This is a genomic window from Pseudarthrobacter sp. PS3-L1 (assembly GCF_030063285.1).
GTDB lineage: Bacteria > Actinomycetota > Actinomycetes > Actinomycetales > Micrococcaceae > Arthrobacter.
In genome coordinates this window covers 109,327-131,379 of sequence record NZ_JASISU010000005.1, presented here as the reverse complement: position 1 = coordinate 131,379, position 22,053 = coordinate 109,327, and the positions used below count along the sequence as shown (strand labels likewise).

The window sequence follows — 22,053 nt, the reverse complement described above, 5'->3', positions numbered from 1 at the left end:
GTCAGGGCGCCGGAACGTTCTCGAAAACTTCTGGATAGTTGCCCAGAATGTTGAGCCGGTTCAGTGGCCAGGCAATGACACTGGCTCTGCCCTCGATGTCGGCCATATCTACAAAGCCTCCGTCGGTATCCAGATGGGCACGGGAATCTGCGGAGTGGTTGCGATTGTCCCCCATGACCCACACCTTGCCCTCTGGGACAACTACGTCAAAAGGTGATACCTGGGGAATCTCGGCAGGGTTGATATACGTCTCATCCAGCGGTTCGCCGTTGACCATCACTTGGCCCTCGGGGCTACAGCACTGGACGTGGTCTCCCGGGAGCCCAATGACCCGCTTCACCAGGTGCTGTTGGGACGTATCCGGCAGGAGCCCCACAAACGCCAAGCCTTCCTGGATGGCTCCCAGAGGGCCGGCAGCGGCCTTGTCCGGGGCGGCAGGAAGCCACCCTTTCGTATCGCGGAAAACCACCACATCACCGTGGGACAGCCCAAAGGGCTCAGGTACCAGGAGGTTGACGAAGATCCTGTCGTCGGTCTCAAGGGTATTGACCATTGATTCAGAGGGAATGTAGAACGCCCGGAACAAAAAAGTCTTGATCAAAAAGGACAGGACTATCGCAATAATGACCACGACGGCGATTTCCTTGAGCCAGCCGAAGACGGGATTGCGTGTCCGTTTGGCGGAGTGGCTGCCGTGGTCTGCACGGGGGGCGGGCGTTGCCCCACGTGCGGGGACCCCACCGAAGCTCTCGTCGTGCGAATCGGGTGTCCGCGGGGTGTTCTCGGGCATCTACTGTCCGTCCTTTGCAGTGAGGTCCGTCGGTTCAGGCCGCGGCACGTCAGTCAATCTATCAAGCGGCCAGATGATCCGGACTGGCCGTCCCAGCACCCGCTCCACGGGGACCAGTCCACCACCCGGAGCTGCGAGCAGGCTCCGAGAGTCTGCGGAAGCGGACCGGTGGTCTCCCAACAGCCATAGGCGGTCCGGCGGAACCACCACGCTGAACTTTTGCTGGCTGGGGACGTCGCCGTCGTAAATGTACGGCTCTTCCAGGGCCCGGCCATTAACTGTCACGGCCCCGTCCAGGTCGCAGCAGACCACTGTATCTCCTGGCAGGCCGATTACCCGCTTGACGTAGGTTGTGTCGTTGCCAACCAGACCCAGCCATTGGCCAGCAGTCGATACGGCATCGGCAATCGGCCCCCTGCCACTGCTGAGTGGGGCGAAGGTACCCCTGCCGTCGAAGACCACCACGTCTCCACGCCGAAGGGGTTCGGCCGCAAAATCTGTTCGGGAGACCAGTATCCGGTCCCCTTCCTGGAAGAGCGGCTCCATAGACCCGGACGGGATGAAGTACACGTCCAGCCACAACGAGCGCACCAGGCCCATAATCAGGGCTGCAAGGACCACCGCCACCAACACAAAACGCCAGCCGAGTTTCCTGGGCTGGCGTTTTGTGGTGTCCATGGTCCGATTCCTGGGGCGTTCGAATAAATCCGGCGCTGACCGGGACGTGACCGATGGTTCCGTGGAACCTGTGGACTACTTGACGGGCTTGAAGTCGCGCTTTTCCTTGATCTTTGCAGCCTTGCCGCGGAGATCTCGCATGTAGTAAAGCTTTGCGCGACGGACGTCGCCCTTGGTGACAACCTCGATCTTGTCGATGATCGGGGAGTGAACCGGGAAGGTACGCTCCACGCCGACGCCGAAGGAGACCTTACGGACGGTGAAGGTTTCGCGCACACCGTCGCCCTGGCGACCAAGGACAAAGCCCTGGAATACCTGGACACGGGAGTTCTTGCCTTCGATGATGTTGACGTGCACCTTGATGTTGTCGCCTGCGCGGAACGCAGGAACATCGGTGCGCAGCGAGGCTGCGTCTACGGAATCGAGAATATGCATAATTCCACTCCTGGGTGAACGCCACAGGTCATTCACTTTGGGTCACGGCGGGAAAGCTTGCGGAAGTCCGCTGGATTTCACTGCCGAAAAGAAAGGTTCGGTTCCTTCACTGATTGACGGAACCGCGGTGTCTCTCTGTTGGTGACGCTCCCCCTGTGGCAGGTTCGCACCCAGTAGACACAAAGACCTATTTTGCCACAGAAGGAGCACGCTGGACTAATTCTCCCCAGCAGCGTCCGCATGGTCGTTGGCTGAGGGCCGCCGGCGGACGACGCCGTCAGCGACGGCGTATCCAAGGTCCCACAAAGCGTTGCGGTCAGCGCGGCTGAGCCGCCCGGCGTCGAACGTCTCCAGGAGATCAGGACGGCGCGCCGCGGTTCGCTCGTATTGCTGATGACGTCGCCACTGCGCGATCTTGCCGTGATTGCCGCTGAGCAGCACTGCAGGCACTTCACGGTCCCGCCACGCCGAGGGCTTTGTGTACACGGGATATTCAAGGAGGCCATCGGAATGGGACTCCTCAATGAGGGATTCGGGATTGCCCACGACGCCGGGCAGCAGCCTGCCCACGGCCTCCACCATGGCCAGGACCGCAACCTCTCCACCGTTGAGCACGTAGTCACCCAGACTGACGGGCATCACGCGGAAGTACTCTTCGGACCATTCCATGACGCGCTCGTCAATGCCTTCATAGCGTCCACAGGCGAAGACGAGGTGCTCCTCGTCAGCGAGTTCATGGGCCAGCGCCTGTGTAAAGCGCTGGCCAGCCGGAGAAGGAACAATCAGGATCGGACGCGCATCGTTGACCGACGAGGTATGGGGCGCCGCGGAGGTAACAGCAGCGCCATCGACAGCAATCCCGGCGACGGCCGCAAGCGCCTGGGCCCACGGCTCGGGCTTCATCACCATGCCGGCCCCACCGCCGTAGGGTGTGTCATCAACGCTTCGGTGCCTGTCCGTGGTGAAGCTTCGAAGATCATGCACCGACAGGTCCAGGAGACCGTCCTGCCGAGCCTTGCCAATGAGGGACAGTTCCAGGGGTGCCAGGTATTCAGGAAAAATACTGACGACGTCGATCCTCATGTCAGGCCTTCGCGTCCGGTTCGGGGACGTCGGCGCCCGTTACCGCTTCATCGCTTACCGTAGCTGTGGAGTCAGCCTCGGAGGAAGCTTCGGCGTTGACCTCGAACAGCCCTGCAGGAGGTGTGATGAGGATGAATCCACCGGCAACATCGACCTCAGGGACAATCTGTTCAACAAAAGGAATAAGGATTTCCTCGCCGGCAGGGGTCTTGACGGTGAGAAGGTCCTGGACCGGAAGGGTCTGCAGCGCCGTTACTGTGCCCACGACCTGCGATCCCACCCGTGCTTCGAGGCCCACCAGCTCGTGCTCGTACCAGCCCTCGTCATCATCGTCATCCGCCAAGCCATCCGTCTCAATGAACAGCTTCGCTCCGCGGACTGTCTCGGCCTGGTTGCGGTCCAGGATTTCCTCGAACGCCAGGAGCAGAATGTCTTTGTTCCACCGCGCACCCTCAATGGTCAGTGGGCCTGCGGAGGCCGGCTCCACAACAAACTGCGTGCCAGGAACAAAACGGTCAGCGGGAGCATCCGTGAGGACCTGCACCGTCACCTCGCCGCGGATTCCGTGGGGCTTACCGATTCGGGCAACCTGCAGTTGCATTTTTTCCTCTGTTTCGTTCTGGGTGTCGCGTTCTGCGTTGCGGGCAGAGCATGGGGAGATAAACAAGTCCGGCCCCTCCACCGTACTGGTGGAGGGGCCGGCCTGAAACTGATAGTGCTGGCGCGCTTAGCGGCGACGGTCGGTGTCGACGACGTCGACCCTTACCTGTTCGCCACCAGCCAACGCAGCCACGACGGTGCGCAATGCGCGAGCCGTGCGGCCCTGCCGGCCAATCACCCGTCCAAGGTCTTCCTGGTGAACGCGAACCTCGAGGGTATCCCCGCGGCGGTTGTTCTTGGAGCTGACCTTGACGTCGTCAGGGGAATCTACGATTCCACGGACGAGGTGTTCCAGCGCATCTGCCAGCAAGTTACTCAGCCTCGGTGGTCTCTGCAGCCTCGGAGTCGGCCGGAGCGTCTTCCTTCTTGGCCTTCTTGGTGATGGCTTCCGGGATGATCACGGAACCCTTTTCGGGAGCAACGAATGCTTCCTTGGGTGCCTTGGTCCGGAGGGTGCCCTCCTGGCCGGGCAGTCCCTTGTACTTCTGCCAGTCACCGGTGATCTTGAGGATCGCGGCAACCTGCTCCGAAGGCTGGGCGCCAACGGACAGCCAGTACTGGGCACGCTCGGAGTTGACCTCAATGAACGAGGGCTCTTCGGTGGGGTGGTACTTGCCGATTTCTTCGATGCTGCGGCCATCACGCTTGGTGCGTGAATCCGCGACGACGATGCGGTAGTACGGTGCGCGCATTTTGCCAAAGCGCTTAAGGCGAATCTTTACGGCCACTTTTGTGGTCACTCCTGTTTCAGAAAGGGGCGAATCCCATCGTTCTGCACCCGTGGGGCGGGCCTTACTCGGGGATTCTAAGGACAGGATCCGGACACGGAGAGAGGGGCCGCGTGGATCGAGTACCTGTCTATTGTGCCAGATGCCAGCAATGTTTTCGACTTAAGCCGCGCGGGAGCCGATTCCCACAGACCGGAACCTCATTTGGGACGCTCAGTCAGACCAGACGTAGAGACCTGTGCGCTCTGCAGGGTTGACAGTTGCGGCCAATTCAGCGAGCTTGCGGACGTGCATGGCTGCGTCTTGGGCACCGAAGGGCATATCCTCTTCAGCAGCCCAGGCAGCAGCAACATCCACCAGGACGTCGGTGTCGCCGTCCGGCTCGTAGGTGAGGAGATCCGCGAGGGCCCGGACCATCGACTCTGGAACGCCCATGAGCGAATCGCTGGAGACATCCACCATGGTGAGCTCAAAGTCGGCACCGGCTGCATGGACTGCAGCCCCGGCGATCCCGCCCAATTGTTCAATCTCGAAATCGCTGATTGCCTCAAGCCGGACATTTCCCGCGCCAGCGCGAGCGCCCGCTTCCAGCTTGCCCGCGTGCACCAGGGCATCCTTGTGGGTGGCAACAAAAACCTCTGAGAATCCCATGAACCTGTCCTTCGTCGTGATGAAAAACTGCCACAGCCGCTGACCGGGCTCCCCCTACCCGCGCGGCCATCCGTGCCAGCCTAACGCACGGCAATGACACCGCGCACAGGCGTTCCCGTACACCCGCAACCACCCACCTTCCGTGCCATTACGATGGACCGGTGACGACGGAAAAGACCGTAAAGCCGGTGCCCTGCTGGACGGACTCGTTGAACGGACAGGGCAGGTATGGCGGGTTGTCCTCATGACCGACGCCGGGGATGCCCAGCGGGCGTTCCATCAATCGCGGGGATTCCTTGAGGGTCACGATGGTGCGCCAGCGGAACTGCGGTCCTTTGCACTCTTTCGCTGAGCGCTCCCACGAATACGAGTGGCAAGATCCTCCTGATTCCCGGAAGATGCGATCCGCCTCGTTACAGAACCGCTACGCGGAGCTTGTTCCGCCACGGATCCTCGAACCGGAGCTCGGCACCTGTGTGGTGGGCGGCGACTCCGGCAACCCTGAGCCGATCGGCCAGCACTCCGACGTCGTCCGTGCCAGGCACGTGCAGCAGCACCTCACCCAGGCCCAACGTGTCCTTTCGGGGACCAGCGCCACTGCTGTTCCAGACGTTCATGGCCATGTGGTGGTGGTAGCCGCCAGCAGAGACAAAAAGGGCCTGGCCATGGAATCCCGCCGTCTTTTCGAATCCGAGGGTGCGGACGTAGAAGTCTTCTGCGGAGTCAACGTCGCCCACCTGAAGATGGACATGTCCAATCTCTGCTGCTGTGGCGAGCTGCTCGGCAAGGACGTCTTCGGTGAGGTGTTCATCGAGGAACCGCTGCGGCGAGAGCGCCAACGTATCCATCACTACGGCGGAACCGTGCCAGTTCCACTCGTCACGCGGGCGGTCCCGGTAGAGCTCAATACCGTTGCCCTCCGGATCGGTGAAGTAGAAGGCCTCACTGACCAGGTGGTCAGCGCTGCCAGCGAAGAGCGAGGCATCAAAGCGTGCAGCTGAGGCAACCGTCGCAGCCAAGGCCCCCTGGTTCTCGAACAACAGGGCCGTGTGGAACAGGCCAGCCTCTCCACGACCCGGCAGAGTGAGCCCCTTGCCCGGGGCAAGGTGGACCAGCGGCTTGCCGAGGCGCCCAAGGTAGACGCCAGCATCCTGTTCGGCCACCACCTGCAGGCCCAGAGCCCGCTGGTAATAGTCGGTCATGACGGCCATGTTCCCCACTTTGAGCATCAGCGTGCCCATGGTCAGGTCTGCAGGAAGGAGGTCGGAGGTGTCGGTGCTGCTCATGGGGTCTCCCGGGCTGGGTGGCCATTGCTTGTCGTTGGCCGTCACACATCTAAACTAGTTGAAGCTTCAACTTATTCCCAATCGGTCGCATCATCTGAACACGTGCCCGCGCAGAACAATATGGCGCAGCGTCCGGAGCGTAGCCACATTCTCCCGGGGATCGCTGGCACACAGCACGACATCAGCGCTGGCACCTTCGCTGATTCCGTCCACCCCGAGCCACTGGCGCGAGGCCCAGCATGCAGCATCGAGCGCATCGACTGCGGGGAGGCCGGCCTCGTGCAGAGCCGTGATCTCATCGACGATTCGGCCGTGGCTGATGACGGACCCAGCGTCCGTTCCGGCATAGATCCGCACTCCGGCAGCAAAAGCATCCCGGATCCGTTCGGCACGGCGCTCCCAGAGAGCTTTCATATGATCCGAGTAGACCGGGAACTTGCCTTTGGCCTGCGCAGCAATGTCCGGAAACGTGGCTATGTTAATCAGCGTGGGAACAATCGGCACGTGCTGTTCCACCAGCCGCGTAACGTGGCGGGGCAAGAGACCCGTTGCGTGTTCCACGCAGTCAATACCCGCATCGAGGACATCATCAAGGCTCTGCTCTCCGAAACAGTGCGCCGTTACCCGGGCACCTTCATCATGTGCAGCCGAAATGGCATCCTTGACGACGGCGGCGGGGAAGGATGGCGCCAGGTCGCCAATACCCCTGTCAATCCAGTCGCCCACCAGCTTGACCCAGCCGTCACCGTCACGGGCCTGCTGCCGCACGGTAGCCACCAGGTTTTCTGGTTCCACCTCTACTGCGAGACCGCGAAGGTAACGCCGTGTCCTTGCAATATGCCGGCCTGCCCGGATGATTAGTGGGGCGTCCAGCGTCTCCTGCAGCCAGCGCGTGTCCAGGGGTGAGCCCGCATCCCGGACCAGGAGCGTGCCGGCCTCGCGATCGGCGTGCGCCTGCGCCACCGCCTGGTCGCGGGGTACTGCTCCCCCGGCACCGAGCCCAATGTGGCAGTGTGCATCCACCAAGCCTGGCAGGACCCAGCCCTGGAGGACACGGTCCGGAGACTGCTTCGGCCTGGCGAAAGTCAGGCGGCCGTCCTCTGCCCACAGTCCCCGACGCTCCGTGGTGCGACCGGTCAAAACGGGCCCGGCGAATTCGATGATGTGACTCATGCTTCGAGCCTCCATACCCTGCCGGTGCAATCATTGACGACATCCCGGCCCAAAGCCCGCATCGGCAGTGCATCCACTCCAGGTTCCAGGGCAGTCAGCACGTCATGTTCTGCGGCATCGGCCGGACGCCCAGGGACAAGACAGGTATTCGTAGTCACGCGCACAGGCTAGCACCGACACGCAGGAGACCGCTTCCATGACCGACGAGACCGCCGCGACCTGCCCCGGCAGAAGATTGGGAGCAATGCTGTTTTCGCCCCTGGACAGCAGCCAGCGGACAGTTAGCCCAGGGCTTCCTGCTGAGCCTGCTCTTGGGCCTGGGCCTGGGCGACGGACGCGATAAACGTCCGGATTGCCTGGCTTCCCTCAGGAGAGTCCTGCGGCCGGTGACCACCTGGAACCACCAGATGCTGGGCACCCGTCTCTCCAAGGTAGCCTGCAATTTCCTCATAAAGCGGCTCCCATCCTCCGGTGATCACCAGGGTGGGGACTCCCGGAACAATGGCCAGCGGCGCTTCCCAGGGCGGAGCCTGGAGCCGGAGCCGGTGCGCGGCACGCCGGTCTGCATCACTGTGCAGCAACGGCATCGAGCTGGAATACACGCGGCGCGAAAATTCCCGCTGGTACTGCTCATCTGTCAGCTCTGCCCGGGCTGCAAACAGCGGCTCCAGCCCCGCCCGGTGCCCGACGGTTGCGGGCAATTCAGAAGTAAGGGAAAGACATGCAGGTTCCACCAGAGTGAGGGAAAAGACAAGGTCGGGGCGTTCAACAGCAGCCATCATGGCCGCAATGGCGCCTTGGTCGTGGGCCACCACATGCCCTCCGGCCCGGCTATGTTCATCACCGGCCAACGCTTCTAGGACGATCTCCGCGTCGCGGGTGAAATCGGAGGCAGCCGGCTCAGCCACGGCGTCATATCCGTGCCGCCTCAGGAACAGCGCGTCATATCCGAGTGCCATCCCGTGCTGCTGTGGCCATGCGGCAGCACCGAACGTCTCCATGCCGTGAACAAAAACCAGCTTCTGCTTGACCATAACCTCAGCTTAGGACGTGGGGAGGACACTTCGACGTCCCTGCCAACGCACTCGCAGAACACATCCGGGACGGGCCCGTTCTCAGCTTTGCGAGCACGTGCGGTTGGCTTACTTTCCCAGGAACTTGTCAAACCCCTTGGGCAAATTCAGGCTGGACGGGTCGAAATCCCCGGTCTGCTGGCCGAAAGATGCGCCTGTGGGGAGGGACTTGGGTCCGGCTGCCCGCTTTGCCTCGGCATCCCTGAGTTCCTGTGCAGCCTTTGCCGGGTTACCGGACTTTGCCTTCTTCTTGGGCGCACTTTTGGCGTTCTTTCGCGATCCACCGCCCTGACCCGGCATGCCGGGCATTCCGGGCATCCCCGGCATGCCTCCGCCCTGGGCCATTTTTTTCATCATCTTCTGGGCTTGGCCGAAGCGCTCCAGCAGACCATTAACCTCCGAGACGTGCACGCCCGAACCCCGCGCAATCCTGGCGCGGCGTGAACCGTTAATGATCTTCGGTGCAACACGCTCATGCGGGGTCATGGAACGGACAATGGCCTCGACGCGGTCAATTTCGCGTTCGTCAAACTGCTCCAGTTGCTGGCGCATATTCTGGGCACCAGGCATCATCATCAGCATTTTCTTCATGGAACCCATGTTGCGGATCTGCTGCATCTGGGAGAGGAAGTCGTCCAGGGTGAAATCTTCCTGGTCAGCGAACTTCTGCGCCATGCGGGCAGCTTCGTCCTTGTCCCAGTTTTTCTCGGCCTGCTCAATGAGGGTCAGGACGTCGCCCATGTCCAGGATGCGGGAGGCCATCCGGTCCGGGTGGAAGAGTTCAAAATCGTCCAGGCCTTCACCGGTGGACGCGAACATGACCGGCTTGCCTGTCACCGAGGCAACGGACAGCGCCGCACCACCGCGGGCGTCGCCGTCGAGCTTGGAGAGCACAATACCTGTGAAGTTGACGCCTTCGTCAAAGGCCATGGCCGTGTTGACGGCGTCCTGGCCAATCATGGAGTCAATAACAAAGAGGACTTCGTTGGGAATGATGGCCTGGCGGATCTGCCTGGCCTGTTCCATCATGGCGGTATCCACGCCCAGACGGCCTGCGGTATCGACGATGACGACGTCGTGCAGTTTCTGGCGGGCTTCCTCCACGCCAGCACGGGCGACGGCGACAGGGTCACCTGCAGGCTGGTCCAGTTCGTCTCCCTGCGCGCCGGGGTGCGGGGCAAAAACGGGAACGTTGGCCCGCTTGCCCACCACCTGGAGCTGGGTGACGGCATTGGGGCGCTGCAGGTCACAGGCAACGAGCATGGGGCTGTGGCCCTGGGCCTTGAGGTACTTGGAAAGCTTGCCAGCCAGGGTGGTCTTGCCCGCACCCTGGAGGCCCGCGAGCATGATGATGGTGGGGCCCGTCTTGGCGAGACGGAGACGGCGCGTCTCACCACCAAGGATCTCCTTGAGTTCCTCGTTGACGATCTTGACGATCTGCTGGCTCGGGTTAAGGGCCGCGGCTACTTCTTCGCCGAGCGCGCGGTCACGCACACGGCCGGTGAACTCCCGGACCACGGACACAGCAACATCCGCATCCAGCAGGGCACGGCGGATCTCCCGCACTGTGGCATCAACGTCGGCCTCGGTGAGCCGACCCTTGCCACGCAGGTTCTTGAATGTTGCTGTCAACCGGTCAGAGAGTGAATTGAACACGCGCCGTGCACTTCTTTCAGTGGATCTGCAACTGACGGCCGGTTCGGCTCGCCAGTGTCTTGGTTGTTGGCGGGGACCAACGCCTCCCACAACGGGACTCGACTACCAAGGGTATCAAGACAGGCCTCCAAGATGGCATGCTGGCAGGGTGACCAGCCAAACCTCTGTCAAAACTTTGCTCATTCTCGGCGCATCCGGTGACCTCACCGGCCGCCTCCTCCTCCCCGGACTCGCCAGACTGGTGACCAGCGGACGAGCCAACGGACTCACCCTGGTGGGCGCCGGCTCGGATGACTGGACCCGTGGGAAGTGGCAGGACCGCATTCGCTCCAGCTTCGCGGACGCCTCGGAGAAGGCGGACGACGCCGGCAAGAAGGCGCTTGCCGGCGTCGCCGACGCAGCGACCTACCATCAGGTCGACGTCACCGCTGATGGCCCGCTCGCCGAACTGTTGGGCTCCCTTGAAGGGCCGGTAGCCGTCTATTTCGCCCTGCCGCCCCATATCAGCCAGAAGGCCTGCGAGACGCTGGATCCGTCAGAGGTTCCGGCGGGTACCCGCCTGGTGATGGAGAAGCCCTTTGGGTCCAGCGCCGCCTCAGCCCATTCCCTCAACGAAACTCTTGCAGCGCTGGTACCCGAGGACCACATTCATCGGGTTGATCACTTCCTGGGTAAGGCGACGGTGCTGAATATCCTGGGGTTGAGGTTTGCGAACAATTTCCTGGAACCTGTCTGGAACCGCGAACACATTGCCCGCGTTGAGATCATTTTTGATGAGGACCTGGCTCTTGAGGGCCGGAGCCGCTACTACGACAACGCAGGTGCCCTGCGAGACATGATCCAGAGCCACCTGCTGCAGATTATGGCGTTTGTCGCCATCGAGCCGCCAGCAACCATCGGCGAACGCGATCTCCGCGACGCAGTCGCCACCTTGCTCCGTGCCTCCAGCATCAAGGCCCCCTTCACTGCTTCGACTCGTCGCGGCCGGTACACCGCGGGCACAGTCGGCGGAAAAGACGTTCCGGACTACGCGCACGAGGATGGAGTTGACCCTGCACGGAATACGGAGACCCTTGCGGAGGTCCAGGTGGAGATCTGTAACTGGCGGTGGAAGGGCGTGCCGTTCATCCTCCGCTCCGGTAAGGCGCTGGGAACCAAACGCAAGGAAGCGATCATCACCTTCCACCCGGTACCGCACCTTCCCGGCGGATTCGCTGGAGTGGACTCCCCCAATCAACTCCGGATCGGATTTGGCCCAGACACGCTGCAACTCGATGTTGACGTTAATGGTCCCGGTGACATCTTCTCCCTCGACAAGGCAACCCTGAACGCCCAGCTCCACGCATCTGACCTGTTGCCGTACGGCGAAGTCCTGGAAGGCGTCCTTACGGGTGATCCGCTGCTGTCGGTTCGCAACGACACAGCGGAGGACTGCTGGCGGATTGTTGAGCCAGTCCTTAAGGCCTGGGCCGCTGGGGAAGTCCCGATGGACGAGTACCAGGCCGGCAGCGCCGGACCGGAGGGGTGGCTGTCGTCACCACCGGCCAAGCCCTCCACGGCATCGGTCACCCAAGGCTCGGCCTCCTGAGCCAGGGGTCCCAATCCTGGCCCGGATTCCTGGCTAAGAAACCAAGCCACACAGCGGTAGGGCACGCTGAATGCAGAAGAACCGGTGACCTGTACTAGGTCACCGGTTCTTCTGCATTCAGGCGCTCTGGCGCCAGCTGCTGGACTAGATTGCTGCGACGCCGCGCTCTCCGGTACGGACTCGGACTGCCTCAAAAACATCCATTGTCCAAACCTTGCCGTCACCGGCACGCCCGGTGTTCGAACTTGCGATGATGACATCAAGGATGTCGTCTGCCTGTTCGTCCGTAGCCAGGACTTCTACCCGAATCTTGGGCAGCAGGTCGACGTTATACTCGGCACCGCGATACACCTCTGTGTAACCGCGCTGCCGGCCATAGCCGCTGGCTGCGCTGACTGTCAGTCCCTGGACTCCATAGGACTCGAGTCCTTCACGGATGGTGTCAAGTTTTTCAGGCCGGACAATTGCGGTGATGAGTTTCATGCGTCTACGCTCTCCGTGCTTGTTGCTGAGGTCTTCTTGCCCGGTGTTGCTTCTGCTTCGACCTTTGGCTTGCCCGTGATCAGTTCATGAAGCGGCTGGAAGCTCCCACCGTGGCCGCCAACACCGAATTCGTAGGCTGTCTCGGCGTGCAGGCTGAGGTCCACGCCCACTGTTTCCTGTTCCTGGGAGACCCGGAAGCCCATGGTCTTGTGGATCGCCAGGGCAATGATCGTCGTCATGATGGCGGAGAAGGCGATAGCGATGCCTGCTGCTGCAAGCTGCGCCCACATCTGTGTCATGCCGCCACCGTAGAACAGTCCGCCGCCAACACCATCTGTGGGGACAGCGATGAAGCCCAGGGCAACAGTACCGATGATGCCGGACACCAGGTGGACTCCCACCACGTCAAGCGAGTCATCGAAGCCCCAGCGGAATTTGAGTCCCACTGCCAGCGCCGACGCGACACCTGCCACGACGCCGAGCCCCAACGCACCAATGGGGCTGACGTTTGCACAGGCCGGGGTAATAGCGACCAGGCCAGCGACGACGCCGGACGCGGCGCCCAGGGAGGTGGGGTGGCCATCACGGATTCGTTCGGTGAGGAGCCATGCCAGCATCGCTGCTGCCGGGGCTGCGAGGGTATTGATCCAGATGAGGCCGCCCTGCTCAGCAGTAGTGGCTGCGCCGCCGTTGAAGCCGAACCAGCCAAACCACAGCAGTGCTGCACCAAGCATGACAAACGGAATGTTGTGCGGGCGGTGGTTTGGATCCTTGCCGAAGCCCCTGCGGTTGCCGACGATGAACACAAGAATCAATGCTGCAACGCCAGCGTTGATGTGGACAACTGTTCCACCGGCGAAGTCAATGGCCGGGCCCAGGGCTTTGCCCAGCGCACCTTCGGGTCCGAACAGGCCGCCACCCCACACCATGTAGGCGAGGGGGCAGTACACCAGGGTCACCCAGACTGGGACAAAAACAGTCCAGGCGCCGAACTTGGCCCGGTCAGCGATAGCACCACTGATCAGCGCAACGGTAATGATGGCGAACGTGGCACCGTAGCCAACCTTGATCAGCCCATCTGGGGTATCGATGCCTTCAAGTCCGAAGGCCGCAAACGGGCTGCCCACGATCTCCAGGAATCCCTCACCGGAGGACATTGAGTACCCCCAGAGGATCCAGATGACTCCGACCATGCCGATGGAGATGAAACTCATCATCATCATGTTCAACGCTGCCTTGGCGCGTGTCATGCCGCCGTAGAAAAATGCCAAGCCCGGTGTCATCAGCAGCACAAGCGCTGCAGACACCATGACCCATACGTGACCTGCGGTAAGTTCCATGGTGCACGTCCTCCCTGTTGTGAATGCCTAATTCGATGCTGCGGAGAGATCCGCGGACAAACGCCTGTCTGCGTTTCTAGGTTTGATTCTGTTCGCACCGTGTTTCACCTGCGGAGGAATTGCATTGCCAACGTGTTACATCAACCTCTTCGAAGTAAATGGTGCGTCTCAGGCTTGTTACGGTTATGTTTCCCGCTACTTTCGATTCGATCTCCAGGACCCGCTTTCCATGACCGCCCATACCCCCGCAGAGGGCAAAAAACCGCGCATTCCCGGTATATTCCGTCGCAGCGGTGAACCGCTTCCCAGTGACATCAGGGTGATGCTCGTTGCCGCGTTCCTCATCGCTCTAGGATTTGGCCTTGTAGCTCCGGTACTTCCCCAATTCGCCACCACGTTTGGTGTCGACGCCACTGCAGCTGCCGTGATCGTCAGTATTTTTGCCTTCATGCGGCTCGTCTTCGCACCAGTGGGGGGCCTTCTGATCGGACGCCTGGGTGAACGGCCCATCTACGTGGCCGGGCTGCTCATTGTGGCGGCTTCCACCGCGGCCTGCGCGTTTGCACAGGACTACTGGCAGCTGCTCATTTTTCGAGGCCTCGGTGGAGTTGGCTCGGTCATGTTCACCGTGGCATCCATGGCGCTGGTGATCCGGCTGGCTCCACCAAAGAGCCGAGGAAGGGTCTCCGGGGCTTATGCGGGCGCCTTCCTGATCGGCAACGTCTGCGGGCCTGTCCTGGGTGGGCTTCTGGCGGGATTCGGACTCCGCGTCCCGTTCCTTGCCTACGCAGCAGCCCTGGTAGTGGCCGCCGTCGTCGTCCAGACCCGGCTCAGCCACGTACCGGCCGGCCAGCGCTCCAAGGACGGCAAGCTGCCGGAACTTACCTTCACTGAAGCCCTGCAGCTGGGACCGTACCGGGCGGTTCTCGCCTCAAGTTTCGCCAACGGCTGGGCAACATTCGGAGTCCGGATGGCAACTGTGCCCCTCTTCGCCACCGCAGCCCTGGGGGCAGGGGCAGGGGCAGCTGGCCTGGCCCTGGCAGTTTTTGCGGCGGGAAATGCTGTTGCCCTCACGTTCTCGGGTCGCCTTACCGACTCGATCGGGCGCAAACCGCTGATCCTAGCCGGGCTGGTCGTCACCGGGCTGGCAACGGGATCAATCGGCCTGACCCACACCCTGCCCTGGTTCCTTGCAGCCTCAATCCTGGCCGGAGTCGGCGCGGGGATGTTGGGACCGGCGCAGCAGGCGGCCACCGCGGACATCATCGGCCAGGACCGTTCCGGCGGAAGGGCCTTGGCAGCTTTCCAGATGACCTCGGACATTGGAGCCATTGTTGGCCCCATCCTCACCGGAATTGTTGCGGTTCAGCTGGGATATGGCTGGGCCTTCGGCATCACCGGTGGAGTCCTGCTCCTCGGCGCCCTGTGCTGGTCCCTGGTGAAAGAACCGCGCCAGGTCTCGGCCTGAGGGTACGTCGCTAGCCTTGTGCCCGGACGCAGCAGCAACCCTCGGAGCACGGTCCGCACCGTGCATTGGTTAGGCTGGAGGCAACACCACCTAAACGTTGGAGAAACCTGCGCATGACAACCCCTGACCCCTTGCCATCCGACGCGCCACCCGGGCGCACCAGAACGCAGCGGCCCACCGGTGCCAAGAAGTGGTGGCCGCTTGCGCTGATCGCCGCTGTAGTGGTGGTTGCCCTTGTACTTTTCCTCACTCCGCTGCTGCAGAATGGCGGCACCCCGGCGGCCACAGAGTCCACCCCGGCCAGCCCTACTGCGACACCCACGCCAACGGTGACACCCACCAAAGAGTTGCCCCCAGCACCCGAGGTGGCCTACTACGACCAGATCGGTACACCGGCAGGTTCTCCGCTGACCCCTGTCGAGCCCATGAGCGTGAAAGTGTCCAAAGAGCTCACCGGCACCACGCTTCCCACAGGTTTGACAGGAATCTCCCTTGAAGCCACTGATCTTGCTGACGAGGATCTCAGCGCGACCAGCCCCACCATGGTCAAACTCCTGAACGACCTGGACAAGCCAGTCCTTCGCTTTGGCGGAAACGCCGTCGACCGTCGGTTTCTCTGGACATCCACAGGTGAGGCGGTTCAGTACTCCGGTGACAAAACCCATCCTGCACGTGCAGTTGGGCCCGCTGACCTGCAGCGAGTCAATACCCTCCTGGATGCAACGGGCGCCAAAATCAGCCTGACAGTTGACCTGGGGCACTACGATCCCGCCCGGGCCGCTGACTTCATGAAGAACGCCACGGCCATCTTCGGCGATAAGTTGCTTGCCGTGACGATCGGCAACGAGCCCAACGGTTACGTGTTCAACGATGTTCGGACCGATGGGTACAGCATCGAGCAGTACGTCACCGAACTGAAGGCCTATGCAACCGCCATCCATGAGGTTGCCCCCGATCTTCCCATCGCTGGCCCAGGCGCCTATGACCAGAAATGGTGGCAACCGTTCATCGATGCCGACATTCCCCAGAAAAAGATCTTCACGTTCCACAACTACCCGCTGTACAGCTGCGATGCGGGCGACCCCAAAGCCTCCCCCACGCTCGCAAACCTCATGACTGAACAGATGCACGCACGGGGCAACGACTACCAAACCGCTGCCCTGGAAGCTGGAAAAGCTGCTGGCCTCGAAACATGGCTTCCAGAAACGGGCATCGCTGCATGCCCGGGTTCCAACGAAACCTCCAAGACCCATGCCTCGGCCCTCTGGACTGCTGACTACGCCCTGAATGCCGCACGCCTTGGCATCACAAAGATGGGCTTCCACAGCTCCATGTTGACCTGCAAGGGCGGACCTCCCATGTCGGTCCTCTGCAGCGCAGGGCCGTATCCCCAGGGCAATGGTGTCATGTCCGGCCGTGCCAACTTCTTCGGCATGTCGATTCTCTCGGGCCTCGCGGGCGGAAAATACCTGGACCTTGAGCAAAAAGGGGGTGGGCTCAGCTTCACCTACGCCCTCCAGAATGACGATGGCAGCACCTCGGTGGTGATTGTCAATGAGAACGACCCCACTGTCTCGGCGCAGTCAGAAATCACCATCACGCTTCCCGACCGCGCACTCACTGGAACCATGAGCCAGATGACAGGTCCCAGCTACGATGCCCAGGATGCGACAGCCATTGATGCCACGGATGCCCGTCCCGTCCCTGTCGCCGAACGCCCCACTGTCCCCGGTTTCGCCTACGGGTCCGCCAAACAGGACATCAAGATCACTCCCGGAACAGTGACGGTTCTCAACTTCACATACTGATCCGTCAGAAGTTCTGACAGCTAAGGCCCCACCTCCTGCTCTCTGGGAAGTGGGGCCTTGGCCTTTAACGCCGCATTGTGCGGCATTGTGATCAGTACGGGATCTAGTTCAGCAGCGCATCCACGAAGGACTCGGCGTCGAAGGGCGCCAGGTCATCGGCTCCCTCACCGAGGCCAATGAGCTTCACCGGGACGCCCAGCGACTTTTGGATGGCGACCACAATGCCGCCCTTTGCAGTGCCATCGAGCTTGGTCAGCACAATGCCCGTGACCTGCACAACTTCGGAGAAGACCCGCGCCTGGTTGAGGCCGTTCTGACCGGTGGTCGCATCCAGGACCAGAAGGACTTCATCCACGGTAGCCAGCTTTTCCACCACACGCTTGACCTTGCCCAGCTCATCCATCAGGCCAGTTTTGTTCTGCAGCCGGCCGGCCGTATCAATCATGACAACGTCGACCTCCTGGTCAATGCCTGCCTTGACTGCCTCATAGGCAACCGATGCTGGATCGGCACCGTCGACGTCGGACTTCACTGTCGGGACGCCCACGCGCTGTCCCCACGTAGCCAGTTGCTCGGCCGCAGCCGCGCGAAAGGTGTCAGCTGCTCCAAGGAGGACGTCCTTGTCCTCGGCCACCAGGACCCGTGCCAGTTTGCCCACGGTTGTTGTTTTACCCACGCCGTTAACACCAACCACCATCATCACAGCGGGTTTGCCATCATGCCTGTCCGTGGCGAGCGTGCGGTCCATCGTAGGGTCCACCAGTTTCACCAGTTCCTCACGCAGCAACTCGCGCACCTGGTCCGGACTCCGGGTCCCCAATACTTTGACGCGTGCACGCAGTGCGTCCATCAGCTGCAGCGTTGGTTCGGTGCCCAGGTCTGCCATCAGGAGGGTCTCTTCAACCTCGTCCCAGACATTTTCATCGATGCGGTCGCCGGAAAGAAGCGTCAGCAGGCCCTTGCCCAGTGCATTGTTCGAACGGCTCAGGCGTTCCCGCAGGCGGACCAGGCGTCCAGCAACGGGAAGTGGCGTATCTGTGGTGATCTTTTCCAGGCCAGCCGCGTCGTCCGGAACGTCGACGCCGGAAAATGTCTCGGTCGGGCCAGCTGCGGTCCCTGGTCCTGTTGGCGGTTCGTCAAGGAGCGTTCCGCCGGGCTGCCCAGCTGGAATTTCAGGGTCGTTGGCATCCCGGGTTCCCGGGTACTGCTTGATATTGCGCCGGGTCTTCATGAGGACCGGAATCAGGGCGCCAACCACTGCAAGGGCAGCAACAATGGACAGGATTAAAGGGAGAAAGTCATTCACTCCCCTAGCTTCTCACAGTCATCCATGACGGCTGGCGGGCCAAATCCACTGCTGGGCAGGCGGAACGCTGTCAGGGAACCGGGTCCAGGCGTTGACTGATGACTGTAGAAACGCCGTCCCCGCGCATGGTGACTCCGTACAGGGCGTCGGCTACTTCCATGGTGCGTTTCTGGTGCGTGATGACGATCAGCTGGCTGGACTGCCGTAGCTCCTCAAAAATGGTGATCAGCCTACCCAGGTTGGTGTCGTCCAGGGCGGCCTCGACCTCATCCATCACGTAGAACGGGGAAGGCCGGGCTTTGAAGATCGCCACGAGCAGCGCGACGGCGGTCAATGACCTCTCGCCGCCCGAGAGTAGCGAAAGGCGCTTGATTTTCTTGCCAGCCGGCCTGGCTTCGACGTCGATTCCGGTGGTCAGCATGTCTGTCGGGTCAGTAAGGACCAGCTTCCCCTCGCCGCCGGGGAACAGCCTGCCGAAGACGCCGACGAACTGGGCTGCGGTATCCTCGAAAGCTTCGGCAAAGACCTTTTGTACCCTGTCATCAACTTCCTTGATGATGGAGAGCAAATCCCTTCGACTGGACTGTAGGTCTTCGAGCTGCGAACTGAGGTACTGGTGGCGTTCTTCGAGGGCGGCAAACTCCTCCAACGCCAAGGGGTTGACCTTTCCCAGCGCAGAAAGATCCCGCTGGGCTTTTTTGAGGCGTTTTTCCTGTTCCGCGCGCACAAAGGGTTTCCCCACCGGCACGGGTGCACCTGATTCATCCACTTCGACGCGAAGCGCTGCCCACTTGTCTGCCTCATCTGCGGCGAAGGGGACGGGAACAGAAGGGCCAAACTCCCTGGCCAGCACATCAGGAGTCAAGCCAAGCTCCTCGATGGACCGGGCTTCCAGCGCCTCAATGCGCAGTTGCTGCTGGGCCCGCGCCAGCTCATCCCGGTGAACTGAATCGGTCAGGTCGGTTAGCTCCCGTGCCAGCTCTGCGGTACTGCTGCGGACCTGTTGCAGTTCTGCGTCACGGACCGTGCGCTGGTGCTCCGCAGCGTCAAGGGCATCCTTGGCTGCCTGGACCGAGACATCTGTCCGTGCGGCAACAATCTCAACGGCAGCGGACACTGCTGCCGCGCGTTTGGCCTGGGCTTGGCGCCGACGGGCCCTATGCGCTGCTTCTTCGCGGGCCCTACGTTCTGTGGCCGCCGCTCGGGCCAGTGATTCGGCGCGGTTGGCCGTAGCTGTGAGCTGCTCTTCGCCACTGCGGAGGGCAAGCCTGGCGTCCATTTCCGCCGCGCGGGCCGCCTGCGCCGCAAGCGCAAGCGCGTCGCGGTGTTCTGTGGACGGTTCTTCCTCGGCAGGTGCTTCCTGCGCCGCCGCCAACCGTGCGGCAATTACTGACAGGGCTGCTTGTTCGGCCTGCACATTGGTCTCGGCAGCTGCCAGTGAGTCCGTGAGTCGCTTGCTCTCGCCCGCAGCACTGCGCACCACGGAGTTCAGATGCCCCAGACGCTCGGCAACCGCAGCCAGCCGGGCGTCCGAATCATGGAGTTTGGCCAGGGCAGTATCGGCACGGATCTGGGCGTCCTTGAGCTGCGAGCGCGCTGCGGAAAGTGCAAACCGGCTACGCTCCAGGTCCGCAGTGAGATCCTTGAGCCGAGCCTCTGCGTCATCGACGGCCGCCTGGACTTCAAGCAGTGATGGAGCAGTGGCGGAACCGCCCGACAACAGGGCGGAGGTGCGAACGTCACCCTCCCTGGTCACCAGTGTCAGCTCAGGGTGGCGTTGCAGCAGGTCAGGTGAGTCGGTCAGGGAGGAAACGATGACAACACCCGCCAGCAGTGGTGCAACTGCCTCACGGAGCCTGGCGGTGCCGTGAATCACGTCCAGCGCCCAGTGTGTATGTGCCGGCAGGTCCACGGTTCTCGGCCCAGAACGAGACACCTCTGGTTCGGCTTTTGACGTCTCGGCTGCGGCGGCCTTTGCTGCTGCGGTCCCCGGCAACAGCAGGTCAGCCCGCCCGGCGTCGTCGTCCTTCAGAACCTGGACAGCGGCGGCAGCCGAGTCTGCATCCTCAACCAGCAGGGCAGAACTGGCTGACCCCAGAGCTGCGCTGATGGCTGTTTCGAATCCGGGCTCGATGGACAGGTCTTCGGAGAGCGGCCCGTGAATTCCCGGCAGATCCAGGGCCTGCAGGTGCGCGGCGCCATCCTTACGGACCAGGCCAACCTGCAGGGCATCGCGGCGTGCCGTCAGGGTGTCGCGTTCCCGGCTTGCGGCAGACTCCGCAGCCGTGAGCTCAGCAATGTGCGCCGTGATCTGATCGAGGGCTTCGCTGGCCGACTCGTAGTCGGCATCCAGCGATTCCTCGCCATCTTCGACACTGGCAACCTGGGATTCTAGGGCTGTGAATTCTTCCTGGGCGGCACGGGTCCGCTCAGCGCCGGAGGCCACCGATGTCCGAAGCCTGCCTACCTCGGCCTGGGCGGATTCCACCCGGGAGCGGACAGAACCAACCTTCCCGGCGAGCATGGCAAGTCCTTCGCGTCGGTCCGCGGCAGCGCGGAGCACAGCCGTGAGACGGCGGTCTTCAGCGGCAGCTTCGCTTTCCGCTTCGCCCTTCACCCGGGATGCCTTTGCCAGCGCAGCCCTGTGGCCATCCACGGCACGAACAAGCCCGGCATGGTCCGTCCGGACCCGTTCTGCCTGGCGGTCCAGCTGATCGGGGTCGCGGCCGGTGTCTGGGACAGGATCCGCGGCACCCAGCAGACGGCTGCGATCCTGGGCCAAGGCTCCCAGGGAGCGGAATCTTTCGCGGACCGCTGTGAGCTGATACCAGGTATCGCGGTCCGCATTGAGCCGGGGCGTGGCTTCTGCTGCCAGCTGCTCCAGCTCAGCCTGGCGACGGCGGCCGGTTTCGAGGTCCTGTTCCACGCTGAGCCGCCGCGCCTTCATGGCTGATTCATCGGCAACATCTTGGCGAAGTGCTTCCTGGAGCGAGACCAGGTCATCAGCCAGGAGCCGGGCCCGGGCGTCACGGACATCTGACTGAACAGTCTGTGCCCGCCGTGCCACCTCAGCCTGTTTTCCCAGGGGCGTGAGCTGCCGGCGGAGTTCTGCGGTCAAGTCGCTCAGACGCTGCAGGTTTGCCTGCATGGCTTCGAGCTTGCGTACCGTTTTTTCTTTGCGCCGCCGGTGTTTGAGGATTCCAGCAGCTTCCTCAATAAAACCACGGCGTTCCTCCGGGGTGGCGTGGAGGACCTTGTCCAGCTGCCCCTGGCCCACAATGACATGCATTTCCCTGCCCAGACCCGAATCAGAGAGGAGCTCCTGGATATCCAGCAGGCGGCACCCTGCACCGTTGATCGCGTACTCCGAGCCGCCGCTCCGGAACAGGGTCCGGGAGATCGTGACCTCGCTGTATTCAATGGGCAAGGCGCCGTCGGCATTATCGATGGTCAGTGATACATGTGCGCGGCCCAGGGGCGGCCGTCCGGATGTCCCGGCGAAAATGACATCCTCCATTTTTCCGCCGCGAAGGGTCTTGGCGCCCTGCTCGCCCATCACCCAGGCAAGAGCATCAACAACGTTGGATTTGCCTGAGCCGTTAGGTCCCACCACTGCAGTGACACCTGGTTCAAAGTCGAAGGTCGTTGCTGACGCAAAAGACTTGAATCCCCTGACGGTGAGGCTCTTTAGGTGCAAAGTACTTCGCTTCTCCTGGGATTGCGGGTGCCGGTAATTCCAGCCACGGCGGGTACCGCACATCAAATCTACTGCCGAGCTCCGACTGTTCCTTGGATTTGTGCCCCTATGTGGACATCCACACACTTTTGCGGATTATGCACTAAGTCC

General features: G+C 62.0%; 21 protein-coding genes. 4 read left to right on the top strand and 17 right to left on the bottom strand.

The features are described from left to right. Window position 1: 1 nt before the first annotated feature. From lepB (QMG79_RS14750) to QMG79_RS14715, 8 genes are all read right to left on the bottom strand, one after another. Window positions 2-790: a signal peptidase I gene (lepB, locus tag QMG79_RS14750; protein WP_283539368.1), complete on the bottom strand. Its 789-nt coding sequence runs from the start codon at window positions 788-790 to the stop codon at window positions 2-4. After that, entirely contained in the window at window positions 791-1,468 is a 678-nt protein-coding gene (lepB, locus tag QMG79_RS14745) for a signal peptidase I (protein ID WP_283539367.1), read from the bottom strand. A gap of 75 nt (window positions 1,469-1,543) precedes the next feature. Continuing rightward, window positions 1,544-1,903 carry a 50S ribosomal protein L19 gene (gene rplS / locus QMG79_RS14740; protein ID WP_283539366.1) on the bottom strand — a complete coding sequence of 120 codons (360 nt, stop codon included), beginning with the start codon at window positions 1,901-1,903 and terminating at the stop codon, window positions 1,544-1,546. 216 nt (window positions 1,904-2,119) lie between these two features. Then, window positions 2,120-2,986, bottom strand: coding sequence for a tRNA (guanosine(37)-N1)-methyltransferase TrmD (gene trmD / locus QMG79_RS14735; RefSeq protein WP_283539365.1), 867 nt, complete (start codon window positions 2,984-2,986; stop codon window positions 2,120-2,122). 1 nt (window position 2,987) lies between these two features. Further along, on the bottom strand, window positions 2,988-3,587 hold the full coding sequence (rimM, locus tag QMG79_RS14730) for a ribosome maturation factor RimM (protein WP_283539441.1): 600 nt from the start codon (window positions 3,585-3,587) through the stop codon (window positions 2,988-2,990). Window positions 3,588-3,713: 126 nt separating this feature from the next. Beyond that, a complete protein-coding gene (locus tag QMG79_RS14725) occupies window positions 3,714-3,956 on the bottom strand; it encodes an RNA-binding protein (RefSeq protein WP_283539364.1) in 243 nt (80 codons plus the stop codon). 1 nt (window position 3,957) lies between these two features. Continuing rightward, window positions 3,958-4,374: a 30S ribosomal protein S16 gene (gene rpsP / locus QMG79_RS14720; protein WP_283539363.1), complete on the bottom strand. Its 417-nt coding sequence runs from the start codon at window positions 4,372-4,374 to the stop codon at window positions 3,958-3,960. 213 nt (window positions 4,375-4,587) lie between these two features. After that, complete coding sequence (locus QMG79_RS14715) at window positions 4,588-5,025, bottom strand: hypothetical protein (protein ID WP_283539362.1); 438 nt, start codon at window positions 5,023-5,025, stop codon at window positions 4,588-4,590. Between the two features lie 142 nt (window positions 5,026-5,167). On the opposite strand from QMG79_RS14715, the gene QMG79_RS14710 reads away from it, so the two are divergent. Continuing rightward, window positions 5,168-5,377: a hypothetical protein gene (locus tag QMG79_RS14710; RefSeq protein WP_283539361.1), complete on the top strand. Its 210-nt coding sequence runs from the start codon at window positions 5,168-5,170 to the stop codon at window positions 5,375-5,377. Between the two features lie 61 nt (window positions 5,378-5,438). On the opposite strand, the gene QMG79_RS14705 is transcribed toward QMG79_RS14710, so the two are convergent. From QMG79_RS14705 to ffh, 5 genes are all read right to left on the bottom strand, one after another. Beyond that, on the bottom strand, window positions 5,439-6,311 hold the full coding sequence (locus tag QMG79_RS14705) for a VOC family protein (protein ID WP_283539360.1): 873 nt from the start codon (window positions 6,309-6,311) through the stop codon (window positions 5,439-5,441). Window positions 6,312-6,401: 90 nt separating this feature from the next. Beyond that, window positions 6,402-7,484 (bottom strand): amidohydrolase family protein, encoded by a 1,083-nt coding sequence (locus tag QMG79_RS14700; RefSeq protein ID WP_283539359.1) that lies wholly within the window; start codon window positions 7,482-7,484, stop codon window positions 6,402-6,404. Continuing rightward, window positions 7,481-7,642, bottom strand: a complete 162-nt coding sequence (locus tag QMG79_RS14695; protein WP_283539358.1) for a hypothetical protein — start codon at window positions 7,640-7,642, stop codon at window positions 7,481-7,483. The genes QMG79_RS14700 and QMG79_RS14695 overlap by 4 nt, the downstream gene beginning before the upstream one ends. Before the next feature lie 123 nt (window positions 7,643-7,765). After that, window positions 7,766-8,518, bottom strand: a complete 753-nt coding sequence (locus QMG79_RS14690; RefSeq protein ID WP_283539357.1) for an alpha/beta fold hydrolase — start codon at window positions 8,516-8,518, stop codon at window positions 7,766-7,768. 108 nt (window positions 8,519-8,626) lie between these two features. Further along, entirely contained in the window at window positions 8,627-10,213 is a 1,587-nt protein-coding gene (gene ffh, locus QMG79_RS14685; protein ID WP_283539356.1) for a signal recognition particle protein, read from the bottom strand. 148 nt (window positions 10,214-10,361) lie between these two features. Here ffh and QMG79_RS14680 point away from each other — a divergent pair, with 148 nt between their 5' ends. Further along, window positions 10,362-11,801 (top strand): glucose-6-phosphate dehydrogenase, encoded by a 1,440-nt coding sequence (locus QMG79_RS14680; RefSeq protein WP_283539355.1) that lies wholly within the window; start codon window positions 10,362-10,364, stop codon window positions 11,799-11,801. A gap of 144 nt (window positions 11,802-11,945) precedes the next feature. Here QMG79_RS14680 and QMG79_RS14675 read toward each other — a convergent pair whose 3' ends face one another. Both QMG79_RS14675 and QMG79_RS14670 read right to left on the bottom strand, forming a co-directional pair. Continuing rightward, window positions 11,946-12,284 carry a P-II family nitrogen regulator gene (locus QMG79_RS14675; protein ID WP_124093071.1) on the bottom strand — a complete coding sequence of 113 codons (339 nt, stop codon included), beginning with the start codon at window positions 12,282-12,284 and terminating at the stop codon, window positions 11,946-11,948. Then, window positions 12,281-13,624, bottom strand: coding sequence for an ammonium transporter (locus tag QMG79_RS14670; protein ID WP_283539354.1), 1,344 nt, complete (start codon window positions 13,622-13,624; stop codon window positions 12,281-12,283). Before QMG79_RS14670 ends, QMG79_RS14675 begins: the two co-directional genes overlap by 4 nt. Before the next feature lie 229 nt (window positions 13,625-13,853). Here QMG79_RS14670 and QMG79_RS14665 point away from each other — a divergent pair, with 229 nt between their 5' ends. After that, on the top strand, window positions 13,854-15,092 hold the full coding sequence (locus QMG79_RS14665) for an MFS transporter (protein ID WP_502934754.1): 1,239 nt from the start codon (window positions 13,854-13,856) through the stop codon (window positions 15,090-15,092). A gap of 113 nt (window positions 15,093-15,205) precedes the next feature. Continuing rightward, the gene (locus tag QMG79_RS14660; protein WP_283539353.1) at window positions 15,206-16,900 is read left to right on the top strand and encodes a hypothetical protein; all 1,695 of its coding nucleotides are present in this window, start codon (window positions 15,206-15,208) and stop codon (window positions 16,898-16,900) included. 103 nt (window positions 16,901-17,003) lie between these two features. Here QMG79_RS14660 and ftsY read toward each other — a convergent pair whose 3' ends face one another. Together ftsY and smc are read right to left on the bottom strand one after the other, a co-directional pair. After that, entirely contained in the window at window positions 17,004-18,206 is a 1,203-nt protein-coding gene (gene ftsY, locus QMG79_RS14655; protein ID WP_283539352.1) for a signal recognition particle-docking protein FtsY, read from the bottom strand. A gap of 70 nt (window positions 18,207-18,276) precedes the next feature. Continuing rightward, window positions 18,277-21,903, bottom strand: coding sequence for a chromosome segregation protein SMC (gene smc, locus QMG79_RS14650; RefSeq protein WP_283539351.1), 3,627 nt, complete (start codon window positions 21,901-21,903; stop codon window positions 18,277-18,279). Between the last annotated feature and the right edge of the window lie 150 nt (window positions 21,904-22,053).

Bases quoted from the DNA above. Each gene is read 5' to 3' on its own strand.
- lepB (WP_283539368.1), bottom strand. From the start codon at position 790: ATGCCCGAGAACACCCCGCGGACACCCGATTCGCACGACGAGAGCTTC.
- lepB (WP_283539367.1), bottom strand. From the start codon at position 1,468: ATGGACACCACAAAACGCCAGCCCAGGAAACTCGGCTGGCGTTTTGTG.
- rplS (WP_283539366.1), bottom strand. From the start codon at position 1,903: ATGCATATTCTCGATTCCGTAGACGCAGCCTCGCTGCGCACCGATGTT.
- trmD (WP_283539365.1), bottom strand. From the start codon at position 2,986: ATGAGGATCGACGTCGTCAGTATTTTTCCTGAATACCTGGCACCCCTG.
- rimM (WP_283539441.1), bottom strand. From the start codon at position 3,587: ATGCAACTGCAGGTTGCCCGAATCGGTAAGCCCCACGGAATCCGCGGC.
- QMG79_RS14715 (WP_283539362.1), bottom strand. From the start codon at position 5,025: ATGGGATTCTCAGAGGTTTTTGTTGCCACCCACAAGGATGCCCTGGTG.
- QMG79_RS14705 (WP_283539360.1), bottom strand. From the start codon at position 6,311: ATGAGCAGCACCGACACCTCCGACCTCCTTCCTGCAGACCTGACCATG.
- QMG79_RS14700 (WP_283539359.1), bottom strand. From the start codon at position 7,484: ATGAGTCACATCATCGAATTCGCCGGGCCCGTTTTGACCGGTCGCACC.
- QMG79_RS14690 (WP_283539357.1), bottom strand. From the start codon at position 8,518: ATGGTCAAGCAGAAGCTGGTTTTTGTTCACGGCATGGAGACGTTCGGT.
- QMG79_RS14675 (WP_124093071.1), bottom strand. From the start codon at position 12,284: ATGAAACTCATCACCGCAATTGTCCGGCCTGAAAAACTTGACACCATC.
- QMG79_RS14670 (WP_283539354.1), bottom strand. From the start codon at position 13,624: ATGGAACTTACCGCAGGTCACGTATGGGTCATGGTGTCTGCAGCGCTT.
- QMG79_RS14665 (WP_502934754.1), top strand. From the start codon at position 13,854: ATGACCGCCCATACCCCCGCAGAGGGCAAAAAACCGCGCATTCCCGGT.
- QMG79_RS14660 (WP_283539353.1), top strand. From the start codon at position 15,206: ATGACAACCCCTGACCCCTTGCCATCCGACGCGCCACCCGGGCGCACC.